Source organism: Geodermatophilus sp. SYSU D00696, from assembly GCF_054050235.1.
This window is the reverse complement of the sequence record NZ_JBJGYY010000050.1, coordinates 14,761-30,583: the sequence shown is the minus strand read 5'-3', so window position 1 is coordinate 30,583 and position 15,823 is coordinate 14,761. Positions and strand designations below refer to the sequence as shown.

Genomic DNA, 15,823 nt, shown 5'->3' with positions numbered 1-15,823 from the left:
CAACACCGCGTGGGGGGAGGTTTGGACCACCCCCGCGCCCCGCGCCCCCCCCCCGGGGCCCCCCCGGGCGGGGGGGGGGCCGCGCCCCCCGCCCCCCCCCCCCCACCGGCGTCCGGGGGACCGCTCCGGCGCGTGCGGCGGACAGACGGCGGCCGCGCTTGCGACAGTGGGGACGTGGTCTCCCTGCTGGCACGTCTGCCCCTGCCCGGGCAGCAGGCGCCCGGTGCGCGCCGGGCCGGGTACCCCGTGGCCCTCGCGGCCGCCGCCACCGCCGCGGTGACCGTCCTGGGACTCGTCGGGCTGGGACTGGCGCTGGTCGTCGTCCAGGCGCTCGACCCGACCGGCGGCCTGCCCGTCGGCGGCTCGGCCCGGGTCGCCGGGCAGCTGTGGCTGCTGGCCAACGGCGGGGGCCTCCGGCTGTCCTCGGGCCCGCTGGTGCTCGCACCGCTGCTGGTCACCCTCGCCGTCGCGTTCGGGCTGGCCCGCGCCGGCCGGGGCGTCGCACGGGTGACCGAACCGCCCGGGCCGGGCGCCGCCGGGGTCGTCGTGGGGACCGGGACCGCCGTCCACGCCCTGCTCGTCGTGCTGGTGGCACTCGCCGTCGACGGGCCCGGTGCGCGCACCGACCTGCTGCGCTGCACGGCCGGCGCGGCGGTCCTCGCCGTCCTCGCCGTCGGCTGGGGCGTGCTGCGGGAGGGCGGCCTGCTCGAGGACCTCCTCGACCGGCTGCCGGGGCCGGCGCGGCCGGTGCTGCCCGCCGTGCTGGCCGGGCTGCTCACCGCCGCCGGGCTGTGCTGCGCGGTGGTCGCCGTCGCCCTGGCCTCCGACACCGCCGGGTACGCCGCCGTCGCCGGGTCGCTGGGCGGCTCGGGCGCCGGCGTCCTCGGCCTGCTGGGGCTCGGGGCGCTGCTGCTGCCCAACGCGGCCGCCGCCGCGCTCGGGGTGGCCGCCGGGCCCGGCTTCGCGGTCGGCTCCGCGACCGTGGTATCGGTGCACGGCGTCAGCCTCGGCCCGGTCCCCGCGCTGCCGCTGCTGGCCGCCCTGCCCGACACCCAGGCGGTGCCGCTGCTCGCGTTCGCCTCGCAGGCGGTCCCCGCCCTGGCCGGCCTGGTCACCGGGACCGTGCTCGGCCGCCGGATGACCGACGACGACGGCGGCTCGGTGTCGGCCGGGCTGTGGGGCGTCCTCGCCGGGGTGCTGCTCGGCGTCGCGTGCGGGCTGGCCGTGGCCGTCGCCGGCGGCTCCCTGGGCGACGGCGCGCTGGCCGACGTCGGCGCCCCGCCGCTGGCCACCGGGCTCGCCGTGGCGGTGCAGGCCGGCATCGCCGCCGCCGTCGCCGCGTCCGTCACCCGCTGGCGCGCGGGCGACTGAGCAAGGACCCCCTCGCCCCCCACCACTCGCGAGCTCGTGGCGGGGCCCTGCGAGGGGGCCGGGGAGCGACTGGCGTGTCCGTCTACTGTCGGCGGCGTGCCGGCCGCCGTACGTCCCGAGCGGGCGCGGGTCGTGGTGCTGCTGTCGGGCACCGGGTCGCTGTGCGCGTCGCTGCTGGCCGCCGCCGACGACGCCGAGTACCCGGCCGAGGTGGTCGCCGTCGGCAGCGACCGCGACGCCGCCGGGCTGGAGCACGCCCGCCGCCGCGGCCTGCCCACCTTCACGGTGCGGCTGCGCGACTTCCCCGACCGGGCCGCGTGGGACGCCGCGCTGGCCGGCGCGATCGCCGCGCACCGCCCCGACTGGGTCGTCTCCGCGGGCTTCATGAGGATCGTCGGCCCCGCCGTCCTGGCCCGGTACGAGGGCCGCCTGGTCAACACCCACCCCGCGCTGCTCCCGGCCTTCCCCGGCGCGCACGCCGTCCGGGACGCGCTGGCCGCCGGGGTGCCGGTCACCGGGAGCACCGTGCACCTGGTCGACGCCGGCGTCGACACCGGTCCCGTGCTGGCCCAGCGCGAGGTGGCGGTGCTGCCCGGCGACGACGAGGACCGCCTGCACGAACGGATCAAGGCCGTGGAGCGCACGCTCCTGGTGGAGACGGTGGCGCGACTCGTCACCGGGACGGAGGCAGCCCCAGTGACCGGAACCGACGACCGCGTCCCCGTCCGCAGGGCCCTGCTCGGCGTGTACGACAAGACCGGCATCGAGGAGCTCGCCCGCGGCCTGGCCGACGCCGGCGTGGAGCTGGTCAGCACCGGCGCGACGGCGCGGCGCATCGCCGACGCCGGCGTCCCGGTCACCCCGGTCGAGCAGGTGACCGGCTTCCCGGAGTGCCTCGACGGGCGGGTCAAGACCCTGCACCCCGCGGTGCACGCGGGGATCCTCGCCGACCGGCGCCGGCCCGAGCACGTGCGCCAGCTCGAGGACCTCGGCATCACCGCGTTCGACCTCGTGGTGGTCAACCTCTACCCGTTCACCGAGACCGTGGCCTCGGGCGCCACGTCGGACGAGTGCGTGGAGCAGATCGACATCGGCGGCCCGGCGATGGTGCGGGCCGCGGCGAAGAACCACCCGTCGGTCGCCGTGGTCGTCGACCCGGCCCGCTACGGCGACGTGCTCGCGGCGGTCGCCGGCGGCGGGTTCACCCTGGCCCAGCGGCAGCGGCTGGCCGCCGCGGCGTTCCGGCACACCGCCACCTACGACATCGCCGTCGCCTCCTGGATGGGCAACGTGCTGGCCCCGGACGACGAGTCGGGCTTCCCGGCGTGGGCCGGTGCCTCGTGGGAGCGCGCCGAGGTGCTGCGCTACGGCGAGAACCCGCACCAGCGCGCGGCGCTCTACCGCAGCGGACAGCCCGGGCTGGCGCACGCCGAGCAGCTGCACGGCAAGCAGATGTCCTACAACAACTACGTCGACACCGACGCCGCGTGGCGGGCCGCGCACGACCACAACGACCCGTGCGTGGCGATCGTCAAGCACGCCAACCCCTGCGGGATCGCGGTGGGCACCGACGTCGCCGCCGCCCACCGCAAGGCGCACGCCTGCGACCCGGTCTCGGCCTTCGGCGGCGTCATCGCGGCCAACCGCGAGGTCGACCTGGCCATGGCCGAGCAGGTCGCCGGCGTGTTCACCGAGGTCGTCGTCGCGCCGTCGTTCACCGCGGACGCCGTCGAGGTGCTGACGGCGAAGAAGAACATCCGGCTGCTGCGGCTGCCCGAGGCCGGCCGGCCGGCGGTGGAGACGCGGCCGGTCAGCGGGGGGCTGCTGCTGCAGACCGCCGACCGCATCGACGCCGCCGGCGACGACCCCACCACCTGGACCCTCGCCACCGGGGAGCCGCTGGACGCCGCCGGCCTCGACGACCTCGTCTTCGCCTGGCGAAGCGTGCGCGCGGTCCGGTCCAACGCGATCCTGCTCGCCCACGACAAGGCGACCGTCGGCGTGGGCATGGGACAGGTCAACCGGGTCGACGCCGCCCGGCTCGCCGTGACGCGGGCGGGGGAGCGCGCCCCCGGGTCGGTCGCCGCCTCCGACGCGTTCTTCCCGTTCGCCGACGGCCTGCAGGTGCTCCTCGACGCCGGGGTGCGGGCGGTCGTGCAGCCGGGCGGGTCGGTGCGGGACGAGGAGGTCGTCGCGGCGGCGCGGGCGGCCGGCGTCCCGCTGTACCTGACCGGCACCCGCCACTTCGCGCACTGAGGCCGGGCGCATTGAGGGGCCGGCCCCACGTCCGCCCGCCGGAGCCGGGGGAGGAGCTCGAGGACGCCGACCTCGCCCGCGTCGACTGGTGGGGCGCCGAGCTCGACGGCGTCACCTTCACCCGCTGCCGCTTCGAGGACGCCGACCTCACCGAGCTGGTCACCCGGCGCTGCGTGTTCGACTCCTGCGTGCTGACCGGCGTGCGGATGAGCGGCGCCCGGCACCGCGGCAGCGCGTTCCTCTCCTGCCGGTTCGACCGCGCCCGGCTCATCGACGTCGTCTGGGACGGCTGCAAGCTCACCGGCTCGCAGTTCGTCGGCGCCACGGTGCGGCCGCTGACCAGCAGCGACTCGGACTGGAGCTGGACGTCGCTGCGGGGGGTGGACCTCTCGGGCAGCGACCTGTCCGGTCAGCGGTTCCGCGAGGCCGACCTCACCGACGCCGACCTGCGCGAGTGCGACCTCACCGGCGCCGACCTCGACCGCGCCCGGCTGCAGGGGACGAGGCTGCGCGGCTCCGACCTGCGCGGCGCGGCCACCGAGGCCTGGCCGTGGCGGGCGCTGGAGCTGACCGGTGTCCGTCTCGACCTCGCCCAGGCCGTCCAGGTGGCCACGGCCCACGGCGCCCTCGTCGAGGGCTGACCCCGGGCACTTCCGCGGGAGTGCCCGGCTGGTCAGCAGGGTGTCCGTGCACTTCCGCGGAAGTGCCCGGACACCTCACCGGTACTTCCGGCCGGTCAGCATCGCCTTGAGGGCGCCGAGCAGGCCCAGGACGCCGACCGCGCAGGCGAACCAGAAGCCCAGCCGGAACTCGTCGGGCTCCCACCCCTCCTGCGACAGCGGGACGAGCACCGCGGCGAGCGCCAGGGCGCTCACGGCGAGGGCGAGGACGCCGAGGAAGCGGTGGGAGCGCGCCGGCAGCCACATCAGGATGCCGAGCAGGAACAGCACCCCGCCGCCGAGGACGACGGCGAGCGGCTGCCAGAAGCCGGTGTCGACCAGCGTGCCGAACCCGCTCCCCAGCTCGTCGAACCCCCGGCGCACGAGGTCCCAGCCGAGGTCGTTCTCCGCGGCCAGCCAGCGCAGCGCCAGGCTGATCCCGGCGGCGATGCCGGCCAGGATCAGCAGCAGCCCGGCCAGGGAGGCGGGACCGCGGACCGCCACCGGCTTGCTCGAGTAGTCCGGCTGCGTGTACGGGCCCGGCCCGCCGTACCCGCCCGGGGCGGGCTGGCCGTAGCCGCCCGGGCCGGCGGCGGAGGCGCCACCCACCGGGGAGAGGCCCGGCGTCGTCTGCTCCCGCCAGTCGCCGGGCTGCCCGGCCGGCATCGCGCGGGTGGACGGGTCGCGCTCGGTCATCTGCTCTCCTCCGTGTCCGGGACGACGACGGGCCCTCGCCGCGAGGGTAGGGCCGCGCGGCCTCGTCCGTCGCCGGCTCCGGCACACTGGGCGGGTGCCCGCGACGATCCTCGACGGCAAGGCCACCGCAGCGACCATCCGCCAGGAGCTGACCGCGCGGGTCGCGGCCCTCACCGCGGCCGGGCACCGGCCCGGGCTGGGCACGCTGCTGGTCGGCGACGACCCGGGCAGCCGCTGGTACGTCAACGCCAAGCACTCGGACTGCGCGCAGGTCGGCATCGCCAGCATCCAGCGCGAGCTGCCGGCCACCGCCACCCTCGCCGACGTGCTCGCCGTCGTCGAGGAGCTCAACGCCGACCCGGCCTGCACCGGCTACATCGTCCAGCTGCCCCTGCCGCGCCAGGTCGACGAGTACGCCGTCCTCGAGGCGATCGACCCGGCCAAGGACGCCGACGGCCTGCACCCGGTCAACCTGGGCCGGCTCGTGCTCGGCGTCGACGGGCCGCTGCCGTGCACGCCGGTCGGCATCGTCGAGCTGCTGCGCCGCTTCGACGTCCCCGTCGCCGGCGCCGAGGTGGTCGTGGTGGGGCGCGGCATCACCGTCGGCCGCCCGCTCGGGCTGCTGCTGACCCGCCGCACCGAGAACGCCACCGTGACCCTCTGCCACACCGGCACGCGCGACCTCGCCGCGCACCTCCGCGCCGCCGACGTCGTGGTCGCCGCGGCCGGCGTCCCGGGGCTGGTCAGCGCGGACGTGGTCAAGCCGGGCGCCGCGGTGCTCGACGTGGGCGTCAGCCGGGTCGACGGGAAGATCGCCGGCGACGTCGCCGCGGACGTCGCCGAGGTGGCCGGGCACGTGGCGCCCAACCCCGGCGGCGTCGGGCCGATGACCCGGGCGATGCTACTGCAGAACGTGGTGCTGGCCGCCGAGCGGGCGGCCGCGGACGAGGTGCTCACCGCTTGACGACCCGACCCCCGCTCTACACCCGCCGGCCCTTCCTGGCCGGCCTGCTGCGCCAGCTCCCGCTGTTCGCGGTGCTGGTCGCGGTCGCGGTCGGGCTGGGGATGGTCGCGCTCGAGCACTGGCGGCGGGGGCTGCTGGTCGTCGCGCTCGCGCTCGTCGGGGCCGGCGTGCTGCGGCTGGTCCTGCCCGTCCGGCGGGTGGGCTTCCTCGCCGTCCGCAGCCGCCCGGTCGACGTCGTCCTCATGGCCGGTGCCGGTGCCGCGCTGGCCGTCCTCAGCATCCTGGTCCCGGGCGGCTGAGCCCCCGGCCCGCGGGCGCGGGCACCCGGGGGCCGGTCTAGGTTGACGCCCATGGCAGAGCAGCCCAGGAACGGCAAGGTCACCGTCGTCGGTGCCGGCTTCTACGGCTCCACCACCGCCCTGCGACTGGCGGAGTACGACGTCTTCGAGACGGTCGTGCTCACCGACATCGTCGAGGGCAAGCCCGAGGGCCTGGCCCTCGACATCAACCAGTCACGCCCGATCGAGGGCTTCGAGACGAAGGTCGTCGGCGTCGGCGGGGGCTCCTACGAGGGCACCGAGGGGTCCGACGTCGTCGTGATCACCGCGGGCCTGCCCCGCAAGCCCGGCATGAGCCGCATGGACCTCATCGAGACCAACGCCAAGATCGTCCGGCAGGTCGCGGAGAACGTCGCCCGGACCTCGCCGGACGCCGTCGTCATCGTGGTGTCCAACCCGCTCGACGAGATGACCGCGCTAGCCCAGCTGGCCACCGGCTTCCCGCGCAACCGCGTCATGGGGCAGGCAGGCATGCTCGACACCGCCCGGTTCAGCAACAACGTCGCCGAGGAGCTCGGCGTACCGGTGTCCTCGGTGCAGACGCTGACCCTCGGCTCGCACGGCGACACGATGGTGCCGGTGCCCTCGCGCTGCACCGTCGACGGCAAGCCGCTGTCCGACGTGCTGGCCGCCGACCGCATCGAGCACCTGGTCGACCGCACCCGCAACGGCGGCGCCGAGGTGGTGGCGCTGCTCAAGACCGGGTCGGCGTACTACGCGCCGTCGGCCGCCGCCGCCCGCATGGCCCGCGCCGTCATCGAGGACTCGGGTGCGGTCATGCCCGTGTGCGCCTGGGTCGACGGCGAGTACGGCATCTCCGGCGTCTACCTCGGCGTGGAGGCCGAGATCGGGCGGGAGGGTGTGCGCCGGGTCGTCGAGGGGGACCTGACCGAGAGCGAGCTGTCCGGCCTGCGCGAGGCCGCCGAGGCCGTGCGAGCGAAGCAGGCCGACGTCGCCGACATGTGAGGCGGCGACACCTGACCGACGTCCGGTCCGACGGGCCGGAGCTGCATGAGAGGGAATGTCTGACGTGAGCAAGATCAAGGTCGAGGGCACCGTCGTCGAGCTCGACGGCGACGAGATGACCCGGATCATCTGGCAGTTCATCAAGGACCAGCTGATCCTGCCCTACCTCGACGTCAACCTGGAGTACTACGACCTGGGCATCGAGCACCGCGACGCCACCGACGACCAGGTCACCATCGACTCCGCCAACGCCATCAAGCAGCACGGCGTCGGCGTCAAGTGCGCCACCATCACCCCGGACGAGGCGCGGGTCGAGGAGTTCGGCCTCAAGAAGATGTGGCGCTCCCCGAACGGGACGATCCGCAACATCCTCGGCGGCGTCATCTTCCGCGAGCCGATCATCATGCAGAACGTGCCGCGGCTGGTGCCCGGCTGGACCAAGCCGATCATCGTCGGCCGTCACGCCTTCGGCGACCAGTACCGCGCCACCGACTTCCGCTTCCCCGGCGAGGGCACCCTGACGGTGACCTTCACCCCGAAGGACGGGTCCGCGCCGATCGAGCACGAGGTCTTCCAGGCGCCCGGCGCCGGCGTCGCGCTGGCGATGTACAACCTCGACGAGTCGATCCGCGACTTCGCCCGCGCCTCGATGAACTACGGCCTGCAGCGCGGCTACCCGGTGTACCTGTCGACGAAGAACACGATCCTCAAGGCCTACGACGGCCGGTTCAAGGACGTCTTCGCCGAGGTCTTCGAGACCGAGTTCGAGGACCAGTTCGAGAAGGCCGGGATCACCTACGAGCACCGGCTCATCGACGACATGGTCGCCGCGTCCCTCAAGTGGGAGGGCGGCTACGTCTGGGCGTGCAAGAACTACGACGGCGACGTCCAGTCCGACACCGTGGCGCAGGGCTTCGGCTCGCTGGGCCTCATGACCTCGGTGCTCATGACCCCCGACGGCCGCACGGTCGAGGCCGAGGCCGCCCACGGCACGGTCACCCGGCACTACCGCCAGCACCAGCAGGGCAAGGAGACCTCGACCAACCCGATCGCGTCGATCTTCGCCTGGACCCGAGGCCTGGCCCACCGCGGCAAGCTCGACGACACGCCCGAGGTCACCCGGTTCGCCGAGACCCTGGAGAAGGTCTGCATCGACACCGTCGAGGGCGGTCAGATGACCAAGGACCTCGCGCTGCTGATCAGCAAGGACCAGCCGTGGCTGACCACCCAGGACTTCCTGGCGGCCATCGACACCAACCTGCAGAAGGCCATGGCCTGACGCTCGCCGGCCCGGGCGGCCCCCTCACCCCCGCGGTGAGGGGGCCGTCGTGCGTCCGGGGTGGGGTCACCTGCGCGACTGCGGGGCGTCGTCGTCCAGGGCGGCACGGCGGCGACGTGTTCCCCGCAGTTGCGGCCCGTGGACAGCCAGCGCGCCCCACCGCCGGCTCGCGGCAGGCTCGCCCGGTGCCCACGCCCCTCATGGACGGGACCATGCCGGTGGAGGTGTCGGTGCCCGCGGGCGTGCGGTTCGGACCGGTCGCCGTCTGCGGGTCCGCCGGACGGTGCTCCCGGCCGCCGACGTCGTCCGGGTGCGCCGGATCCCGAGCACCAGCGGGACCCGGACGGCGCTCGACATCGCCCGGACGGAGCCACCCACGGAGGCGGTGGCGGCCATCGACGTCCTGCTCGCGCGGGGCGTCGTCGACCGTGCCGGGCTGCGCCGGTCGCTGGACACGCCGCCGTCGCCGCGAGGGGCGCAGCGGGCGAGACGGGCGGTGGAGCTGGCCGACCCGCGCGCCGGGTCCCTGCCGGAGTCCCGGGTGCGCGTGCTCCTCGCGCTGGCCGGGGAGCGCGGTGCCGCAGTACACCGTCCGGGACCAGGGCGGCGCCTTCGTCGCGCGCGTCGACCTCGCCCTCCCCGAGCACCGGCTGGCCGTGGAGTACGACGGCGCCTGGCACGGGGAGCCGGTCAGCCGGCGCGGGACCGGCCGAGGCTCACCAGGCTCACCGCCGCGGGCTGGCGGGCGTGGTGTTCGTGACCGCCGCCGACCTGCGCGGACCGGACGTGGTGGTCGCCCGCGTGGCCGCGGCGCTCACGCGGTGAGCGGTCAGGCGCCGAAGAGCTGGGTCCACCAGGGGCCGCCGGGACCCTCCGCGACGCCCACGCCGAGCTTCGACAGCGAGCAGTTGAGGATGTTCGCCCGGTGCCCGGCGCTGTTCATCCAGGCGTCCATCACCGCGGCGGGGTCGGGCTGGCCGTAGGCGATGTTCTCCGCCCGCGCGTAGGAGATCCCGGCGGCCTCGGCCCGGTCGAAGGGGGAGAGCCCCTCGGGCGTGGTGTGGGAGAAGAAGTCGCGGTCGCGCATGTCGGCGCTGTGGGCCCGGGCCACCGCGGCCAGCGCCGGGTCGGCGGTGACGGCACCGCAGCCGGCCGCCGCGCGGGCCTGGTTGACCAGCTGCAGGACCGCGGCCTCGGTGCTCGGGGCGGCCGGGGCAGCGGCCGCCACCGGGGCAGGCGCGGAGCGGGTCGTGCTCGGCGTCGCGGTGGTGGTCCCCGCGGCGGACGGCGACCCCGCGGCGGACGGCGACCCCGCGGCGGACGACCGGGCCGACGGCGACCCCGCGGCAGACGGCGACCCGGCAGCGGAGGACCCGGCAGCGGGCGAACTCGGGGACGACGACCCCGCGGACGGGTTGCCCGCCGTCGGGGACGGTGCCTCCGGCGAGGGCGCGTCCGGCGAGGGCGCGTCCGGCGACGACGTGTCCGAGGACGGCGCATCCGGCGAGGGCGCGTCCGGCGAGGGCGCGTCCGGCGACGGCGCGTCCGAAGACGGCGCGTCCCGGGACGGGGCCTCCGCCGTCGGCGCGTCGGACGGCGCGCCGGTCGACGGCCCACCCGCGGTGGTGCCCGGCGCACCCGGGACCGTGGTCGTCCCGGGCGCCGGCTCGCCGTCGACGCCCATCCGCACCACACCGGTGCGCGGGGAGGTCCCGGCCGCCGCCGAGGTGACCCCGGACTCGACCGTCGACAGCCCACCGCGGCCGGCCGCCATCAGCGGGACGACCAGCACGATGCCGGCCACCGCGAGGACGACCACCAGCACCGGCAGGACGCGGCGGCCGAGCAGCGCCCGCACCCACGGCGTCCGGGCCCGCCGTCGGGCGGCGACGGGGCGGGCAGGCGGCGGGGAAGGCCGGCGGTGGCGCACGCGATTACCTCACGAAGTCGACAAGTCGCTATCTGTGACTTCGGCGAGAGTAGGCGTAGCCCGAGATCACCCGACAGGGTGAGGTGACCGACGTCACACCACGAACCCCACCCGCCACACCCGTGGCCGGCCCTAGGAGCATGGGCACGCCCGCCCACCCCGAGACGCGAGGAGCACACCGCGGTGAGCGACGTCTGGCTCGACATCGTCCTCGTCGTCGTCTTCGTGCTGGTCGGCGGCTTCTTCGCCGGCGCGGAGATCGCGCTGGTCTCGCTGCGGGAGGCGCAGGTCCGCGCGCTGTCCGAGCGCGGCCGCCGGGGCGCCGCCCTGGCCCGGCTGCTCGGCGACCCCAACCGGTTCCTCGCCGCCGTCCAGGTGGGCGTCACCCTCGCCGGCTTCCTGTCGGCGGCCTTCGGCGCCAGCACGCTGGCCGAGCCGTTCGGCGACTGGCTGGTCTCCCGCGGGCTGGGAGAGGGGATGGCCGACACCCTCGCCCTGGTGCTGATCACCCTCGTCATCAGCTACGTGTCGCTGGTGGTCGGCGAGCTGACCCCCAAGCGGCTGGCGCTGCAGCGCGCCGAGGGCTTCGCGCTGCTGGTGGCCCGCCCGCTGAACACCATCGCCCGGCTGTCCCGCCCGGTCATCTGGCTGCTGTCGGCGTCGACCAACGTGCTCGTGCGGCTGCTCGGCGGGGACCCGAGGGCCAGCGGCGAGGCGATCAGCCAGGAGGAGCTGCGCGACCTGGTCGCCGCCCACGAGTCGCTGAGCAGCGACGAGCGCAAGCTGATCGACGAGGTGTTCCGGGCCGGCGACCGCGAGGTCCGCGAGGTGATGACGCCGCGCACCGAGGTCGAGTTCCTCGACGCCTCGACCACGGTCAGCCGGGCCGCCCGGCAGGTCGCCGAGTCCGGCTGGTCGCGCTACCCGGTCACCGGCCGCGACCAGGACGACGTCGTCGGGTTCGTGCACGTGCGCGACCTGCTGCTGCCCTCGCACCCCGCCGGGCGGGCGGCCACGGTTGGCGACCTGGCCCGCGAGGTGAAGCGGCTGCCCGGCACCGCGGGGGTGCTCACCGCCCTGTCGGAGATGCGCCGGGAGAACCAGCACCTGGCGATCGTCGTCGACGAGTACGGCGGCACCGACGGCATCGTCAGCCTCGAGGACCTCATCGAGGAGGTCATCGGCGAGATCTACGACGAGTACGACGAGGAGGTCGCGCCCGACGGCGACGAGCGGCCCGGCGGCCCGCACGAGGTCGACGGGCTGCTCAACCTCGACGACTTCGCCGAGGCCACCGGGCTGCGCCTGCCCGAGGGGCCCTACGAGACGGTCGCCGGCTACGTGCTGGCCGAGCTCGGCCGGATCCCGGAGGCCGGCGACGCCGTGGAGGTCGAGGACCGCACGCTCACCGTCACCGAGCTCGACGGGCGGCGGATCGCGCGCCTGTCGGTCAGCCGCGCCCCAGACGCGGCCCCCGCCGCAGACGTCGAGGCATAGGAAGCGATACCCACGTCCGGGCCGCCTCGACGTGGGTATCGCTTCCTATGCCTGGCCGCGGGCCTGCGCGACCTCCCAGGCGTCGCGCACGATCCCGGTCAGGTCCGGGTGCTGGGGCGTCCAGCCGAGGTCGGCGCGGATGCGGTCGCTGGAGGCGACCAGCTGCGCCGGGTCGCCGGCCCGCCGATCGCCGACCTGCACCGGCACCGGGTGGCCGGTGACCTCGCGGACGGCGTCGACCACCTGCTGCACCGAGAAGCCGGTGCCGTTGCCCAGGTTGTAGACCCGGTGCTCGCCCGGCTCCGGGGCGGTCAGCGCGAGCAGGTGCGCGTCGGCGAGGTCGGAGACGTGGATGTAGTCGCGGATGCAGGTGCCGTCGGGCGTCGGGTAGTCCTCGCCGTAGATCGTCATCGCCTCGCGCTTCCCGGCCGCGACCTGCAGCGCGATCGGGATGAGGTGGGTCTCGGTGGTGTGCCGCTCGCCCAGGCCGTACGCGGCGCCGGCCACGTTGAAGTAGCGCAGGCTCACCGCCGCGAAGTCGTACGCGGTCGCGTACGAGGTCAGCATCGCGTCGACGGCGAGCTTGGTCGCGCCGTAGGTGTTGGTCGGCCGGGTGGGCGCGTCCTCGCGGATGGGGACCTGCTCGGGCTCGCCGTAGGTGGCCGCGGTCGAGGAGAAGACGATCCGCCGGCAGTCGACCGCCCGCATCGCCTCGAGCAGCGCCAGCGACCCGCCGACGTTGTGCTCCCAGTAGAGCTCCGGCCGCACCTGCGACTCGCCCACCAGGCTCTTGGCCGCGAAGTGCAGCACCGCCTCGGGACGGACGTCGGCCAGCACCGGCCCCGATCCCTGCAGGGTGGCCTGCACGAACCGGGCGCCCTCCGGGACGGCGTCGGCGTGCCCGGTCGACAGGTCGTCGAGCACGATGACCTCGTGGCCGCCCGCGAGGAGTGCGGCGGTGACTACGCTGCCGATGTAGCCGGCCCCACCGGCGACGAGAACGCGCATGGGGCCACCCTAGGAGCCCGCGCCCGGGAGCACCGGGTGCGCCGGAGGACTGACCCGTGGTGAGTGCACGTCCGGCCGTCCAGGCACTGCCGGCCTACAAGCCGGGCCGCAACCCCGCCGACCTGGCGCGGGAGCTCGGTGTCGACCGTGCTGTCAAGCTGGCCAGCAACGAGGTCCCGTTCCCGCCGCTGCCGGCCGTCGTCCAGGCCCTGGCCACGACGGCGGGGGAGACCCACCGCTACCCCGACAACGGCGCCGCCGTGCTGACCCGGGCGCTGGCCGGCCACTACGGCGTCGACCCGGCGCAGGTCGTCCCCGGCTGCGGGGCGGTGATGCTCTGCCAGCAGCTCGCCCAGTCGTTCAACGACCCCGGGACGGCGATCGCCTTCGCGTGGCGCTCGTTCGAGATGTACCCGCTGCTCGCGCAGGTGGCCGGCGCCCGCAGCCTGCAGGTGCCCCTGGTGCCCTCGCGGCCGGGCAGCTCGCCCGACACCCACGACCTCGACGGCCTGGCCGCCGTGGTCGACGACGACACCCGGCTGCTGTTCGTGTGCAACCCGAACAACCCCACCGGGACGGCGGTGCGCCGCGCGGAGCTCGAGCGCTTCCTCGACCGGGTGCCGGAGTCGGTGCTCGTCGTGCTCGACGAGGCCTACCGCGAGTTCGTCACCGACCCCGACGTCCCCGACGGGCTCGAGGTGATGCGCGGCCGGCCGAACGTCGCCGTGCTGCGCACGTTCTCCAAGGCCTGGGGCCTGGCCGGGCTGCGGGTCGGCTACCTCGTCGCCGAGGACCCCGCCGTCGCCGACGCCGTCCGCCGCACCCACGTGCCCTTCAGCGTCTCCACGCTGGCCCAGGCGGCCGCCGTCGCGGCGCTGCAGAGCCAGGAGGAGGTCGGCCGCCGGGTGGCCGCCGTCGTCGCCGAGCGCGACCGGCTCACCGCCGCGCTGCGCGACCGGGGGCTGGAGGTCCCCGACAGCCAGGCCAACTTCGTGTGGCTCCCGCTGGGGGAGCCGACCGCCGCGGTCGCCCGGGCGCTGGAGGGACGCGGGGTCATCACCCGCCCCTTCGCCGGCGAGGGGCTGCGGGTCACCGTCGGGACGCCCGAGGAGGACGACGTCTTCCTCGAAGCGCTCGACGACGTCCTCTCCGGCGTGTCCGGGACGGCGGCCGACGACGTGCGCAGCGGCGCACCGGTCGGCTGAGCCGCGGCTGGTTTGATGGCCGCCGTGCCCCTTCCCCGTGTGCTCTCCGGCATCCAGCCGACGGCGGACTCGTTCCACCTCGGCAACTACCTGGGTGCGCTGCGGCAGTGGGTCGCGCTGCAGGAGACGGCCGAGGCGTTCTACTGCGTCGTCGACCTGCACGCGATCACCATGGAGTGGGACCCGCAGGAGCTGCGCCGCCGCACCCTGGTCTCGGCGGCCCAACTGCTGGCGCTCGGCGTCGACCCGCAGCGCAGCACGCTGTTCGTGCAGAGCCACGTCCCCGAGCACGTGCAGCTGTCGTGGGTGCTCGAGTGCGTGGCCCGCTTCGGCGAGGCCAGCCGGATGACGCAGTTCAAGGACAAGAGCCAGCGCGAGGGTGCTGCGGGCTCCTCGGTGGGGCTGTTCACCTACCCCGTCCTGCAGGCCGCCGACATCCTCGTCTACCAGGCCGACGAGGTCCCGGTGGGTGAGGACCAGCGCCAGCACCTGGAGCTGACCCGCGACCTCGCCACCCGCTTCAACGGCCGTTTCGGTGAGACGTTCACCGTGCCCGCCGCCCGCATCCCGCAGGGCGCGGCGCGGATCCTCGACCTGCAGTCGCCGGAGAAGAAGATGAGCAAGAGCCTGCCCCCGGCCGGCTGCGTCTTCCTGCTCGACGACCCGAAGGTGACGGCGAAGAAGATCCGCTCGGCGGTCACCGACACCGGGCGCGAGGTGGTCGCCGACCCGGTCGGCAAGCCGGGGGTCACCAACCTGCTGGCCATCCACAGCGCACTGTCGGGCACCGCCGTGCCCGAGCTGGAGGAGCGCTTCGCCGGCCGCGGCTACGGCGACCTGAAGAAGGAGCTCGCCGAGGTCGTCACCGAGTTCGTCACCCCGGTGCGCAAGCGCACCCAGGAGCTGCTCGACGACCGCGCCGAGCTCGAGCGGCTGCTGGCCGCCGGCGCGGCCCGGGCTCGCGAGGTCGCCGCGCGGACGGTGCGCACCGTCTACGACCGGGTCGGCTTCCTGCCTCCTGCGGGAGTGGCGTCGTGAACGACGACACCTTCGTCCCGCGCAGCTCGACGCCGCCGCCGCAGACCTCCGTCGTCGGGGTGCTGGTGCCCGTCCCCGAGCCATGGGCGCAGGTGCTCGTCGACTGGCGGACCAAGGTCGGCGACGCCCAGGCCACGCTCGTCCCCCCGCACGTGACGCTGCTGCCGCCCACCGAGGTGCCCTGCACCGACCGGCCCGCGATCACCGAGCACCTGACACGGGTGGCCGCCGCACACCCGCCCTTCGACATGCACCTGTCGGGCACCGGCACCTTCACCCCGGTCAGCGACGTCGTCTTCGTCGCCGTCGCCAAGGGCATCGGCAACTGCGAGCTGCTGGCCTCCGACGTCCGCACCGGGCCGCTGACCCGGACGCTGTCGTTCCCGTACCACCCGCACGTCACCGTGGCCCACGACGTCCCGGAGGACATGCTCGACCTCGCCTACAGCGGCCTGGCCGACCTGACCGCGGAGTTCCGGGTCGAGTCGTTCACCGAGTTCGAGCAGACACCGGCCGGCACCTGGGCGGTCGCGCGCGAGTACCCGCTGACCGGACCGCCGTACCGCTGACGGAGGACCCTCCTGCCGCCCGCCACTCGCAGGCTCGCGGCGGGACC

14 protein-coding genes are annotated in these 15,823 nt (G+C 75.3%); 11 read left to right on the top strand and 3 right to left on the bottom strand.

The genetic code is table 11. From position 1 onward, the window contains the following. The first annotated feature begins 174 nt into the window (after positions 1-174). The 3 genes from ACI79O_RS22005 (at position 175) to ACI79O_RS21995 (ending at position 4,268) form a co-directional block, all read left to right on the top strand. Positions 175-1,371: a cell division protein PerM gene (locus ACI79O_RS22005; protein WP_456915206.1), complete on the top strand. Its 1,197-nt coding sequence runs from the start codon at positions 175-177 to the stop codon at positions 1,369-1,371. Between the two features lie 96 nt (positions 1,372-1,467). Then, entirely contained in the window at positions 1,468-3,627 is a 2,160-nt protein-coding gene (gene purH / locus ACI79O_RS22000) for a bifunctional phosphoribosylaminoimidazolecarboxamide formyltransferase/IMP cyclohydrolase (RefSeq protein ID WP_456893478.1), read from the top strand. Positions 3,628-3,638: 11 nt separating this feature from the next. Further along, on the top strand, positions 3,639-4,268 hold the full coding sequence (locus ACI79O_RS21995) for a pentapeptide repeat-containing protein (RefSeq protein ID WP_456915205.1): 630 nt from the start codon (positions 3,639-3,641) through the stop codon (positions 4,266-4,268). Between the two features lie 75 nt (positions 4,269-4,343). Here the strand turns inward: ACI79O_RS21995 and ACI79O_RS21990 are convergent, their stop codons facing one another. After that, the gene (locus tag ACI79O_RS21990) at positions 4,344-4,982 is read right to left on the bottom strand and encodes a hypothetical protein (RefSeq protein ID WP_456915204.1); all 639 of its coding nucleotides are present in this window, start codon (positions 4,980-4,982) and stop codon (positions 4,344-4,346) included. A gap of 94 nt (positions 4,983-5,076) precedes the next feature. Here ACI79O_RS21990 and ACI79O_RS21985 point away from each other — a divergent pair, with 94 nt between their 5' ends. From ACI79O_RS21985 to ACI79O_RS21970, 4 genes are all read left to right on the top strand, one after another. Beyond that, on the top strand, positions 5,077-5,946 hold the full coding sequence (locus ACI79O_RS21985; RefSeq protein WP_456891066.1) for a bifunctional methylenetetrahydrofolate dehydrogenase/methenyltetrahydrofolate cyclohydrolase: 870 nt from the start codon (positions 5,077-5,079) through the stop codon (positions 5,944-5,946). Then, positions 5,943-6,245, top strand: coding sequence for a DUF3017 domain-containing protein (locus ACI79O_RS21980; protein ID WP_456891068.1), 303 nt, complete (start codon positions 5,943-5,945; stop codon positions 6,243-6,245). The genes ACI79O_RS21985 and ACI79O_RS21980 overlap by 4 nt, the downstream gene beginning before the upstream one ends. Before the next feature lie 51 nt (positions 6,246-6,296). Next, positions 6,297-7,250, top strand: a complete 954-nt coding sequence (gene mdh / locus ACI79O_RS21975) for a malate dehydrogenase (RefSeq protein ID WP_456891070.1) — start codon at positions 6,297-6,299, stop codon at positions 7,248-7,250. 64 nt (positions 7,251-7,314) lie between these two features. After that, the gene (locus ACI79O_RS21970) at positions 7,315-8,529 is read left to right on the top strand and encodes an NADP-dependent isocitrate dehydrogenase (RefSeq protein WP_456915203.1); all 1,215 of its coding nucleotides are present in this window, start codon (positions 7,315-7,317) and stop codon (positions 8,527-8,529) included. Positions 8,530-9,358: 829 nt separating this feature from the next. Here the strand turns inward: ACI79O_RS21970 and ACI79O_RS21965 are convergent. Beyond that, positions 9,359-10,387: a CAP domain-containing protein gene (locus tag ACI79O_RS21965; RefSeq protein ID WP_456915202.1), complete on the bottom strand. Its 1,029-nt coding sequence runs from the start codon at positions 10,385-10,387 to the stop codon at positions 9,359-9,361. Positions 10,388-10,642: 255 nt separating this feature from the next. Here ACI79O_RS21965 and ACI79O_RS21960 point away from each other — a divergent pair, with 255 nt between their 5' ends. Further along, positions 10,643-11,956 carry a hemolysin family protein gene (locus ACI79O_RS21960; RefSeq protein ID WP_456915201.1) on the top strand — a complete coding sequence of 438 codons (1,314 nt, stop codon included), beginning with the start codon at positions 10,643-10,645 and terminating at the stop codon, positions 11,954-11,956. Positions 11,957-12,001: 45 nt separating this feature from the next. On the opposite strand, the gene galE is transcribed toward ACI79O_RS21960, so the two are convergent. Then, entirely contained in the window at positions 12,002-12,964 is a 963-nt protein-coding gene (galE, locus tag ACI79O_RS21955) for a UDP-glucose 4-epimerase GalE (protein WP_456891076.1), read from the bottom strand. A 59-nt stretch (positions 12,965-13,023) separates the two neighbouring features. Between galE and hisC the strand changes: the two genes are divergently transcribed. Genes hisC through ACI79O_RS21940 form a run of 3 tightly spaced genes read left to right on the top strand, consistent with a single transcriptional unit; the run spans position 13,024 to position 15,776 of the window. Beyond that, on the top strand, positions 13,024-14,169 hold the full coding sequence (hisC, locus tag ACI79O_RS21950; protein ID WP_456915200.1) for a histidinol-phosphate transaminase: 1,146 nt from the start codon (positions 13,024-13,026) through the stop codon (positions 14,167-14,169). Between the two features lie 15 nt (positions 14,170-14,184). Continuing rightward, complete coding sequence (gene trpS, locus ACI79O_RS21945) at positions 14,185-15,207, top strand: tryptophan--tRNA ligase (RefSeq protein ID WP_456915199.1); 1,023 nt, start codon at positions 14,185-14,187, stop codon at positions 15,205-15,207. Next, positions 15,204-15,776, top strand: coding sequence for a 2'-5' RNA ligase family protein (locus ACI79O_RS21940; RefSeq protein WP_456915197.1), 573 nt, complete (start codon positions 15,204-15,206; stop codon positions 15,774-15,776). The genes trpS and ACI79O_RS21940 overlap by 4 nt, the downstream gene beginning before the upstream one ends. Positions 15,777-15,823 lie beyond the last annotated feature (47 nt).

What these genes read in the sequence shown, in the direction of transcription:
- galE (WP_456891076.1), bottom strand. Translation starts at nt 12,964, where the DNA reads ATGCGCGTTCTCGTCGCCGGTGGGGCCGGCTACATCGGCAGCGTAGTC.
- trpS (WP_456915199.1), top strand. Translation starts at nt 14,185, where the DNA reads ATGGCCGCCGTGCCCCTTCCCCGTGTGCTCTCCGGCATCCAGCCGACG.
- mdh (WP_456891070.1), top strand. Translation starts at nt 6,297, where the DNA reads ATGGCAGAGCAGCCCAGGAACGGCAAGGTCACCGTCGTCGGTGCCGGC.
- ACI79O_RS21990 (WP_456915204.1), bottom strand. Translation starts at nt 4,982, where the DNA reads ATGACCGAGCGCGACCCGTCCACCCGCGCGATGCCGGCCGGGCAGCCC.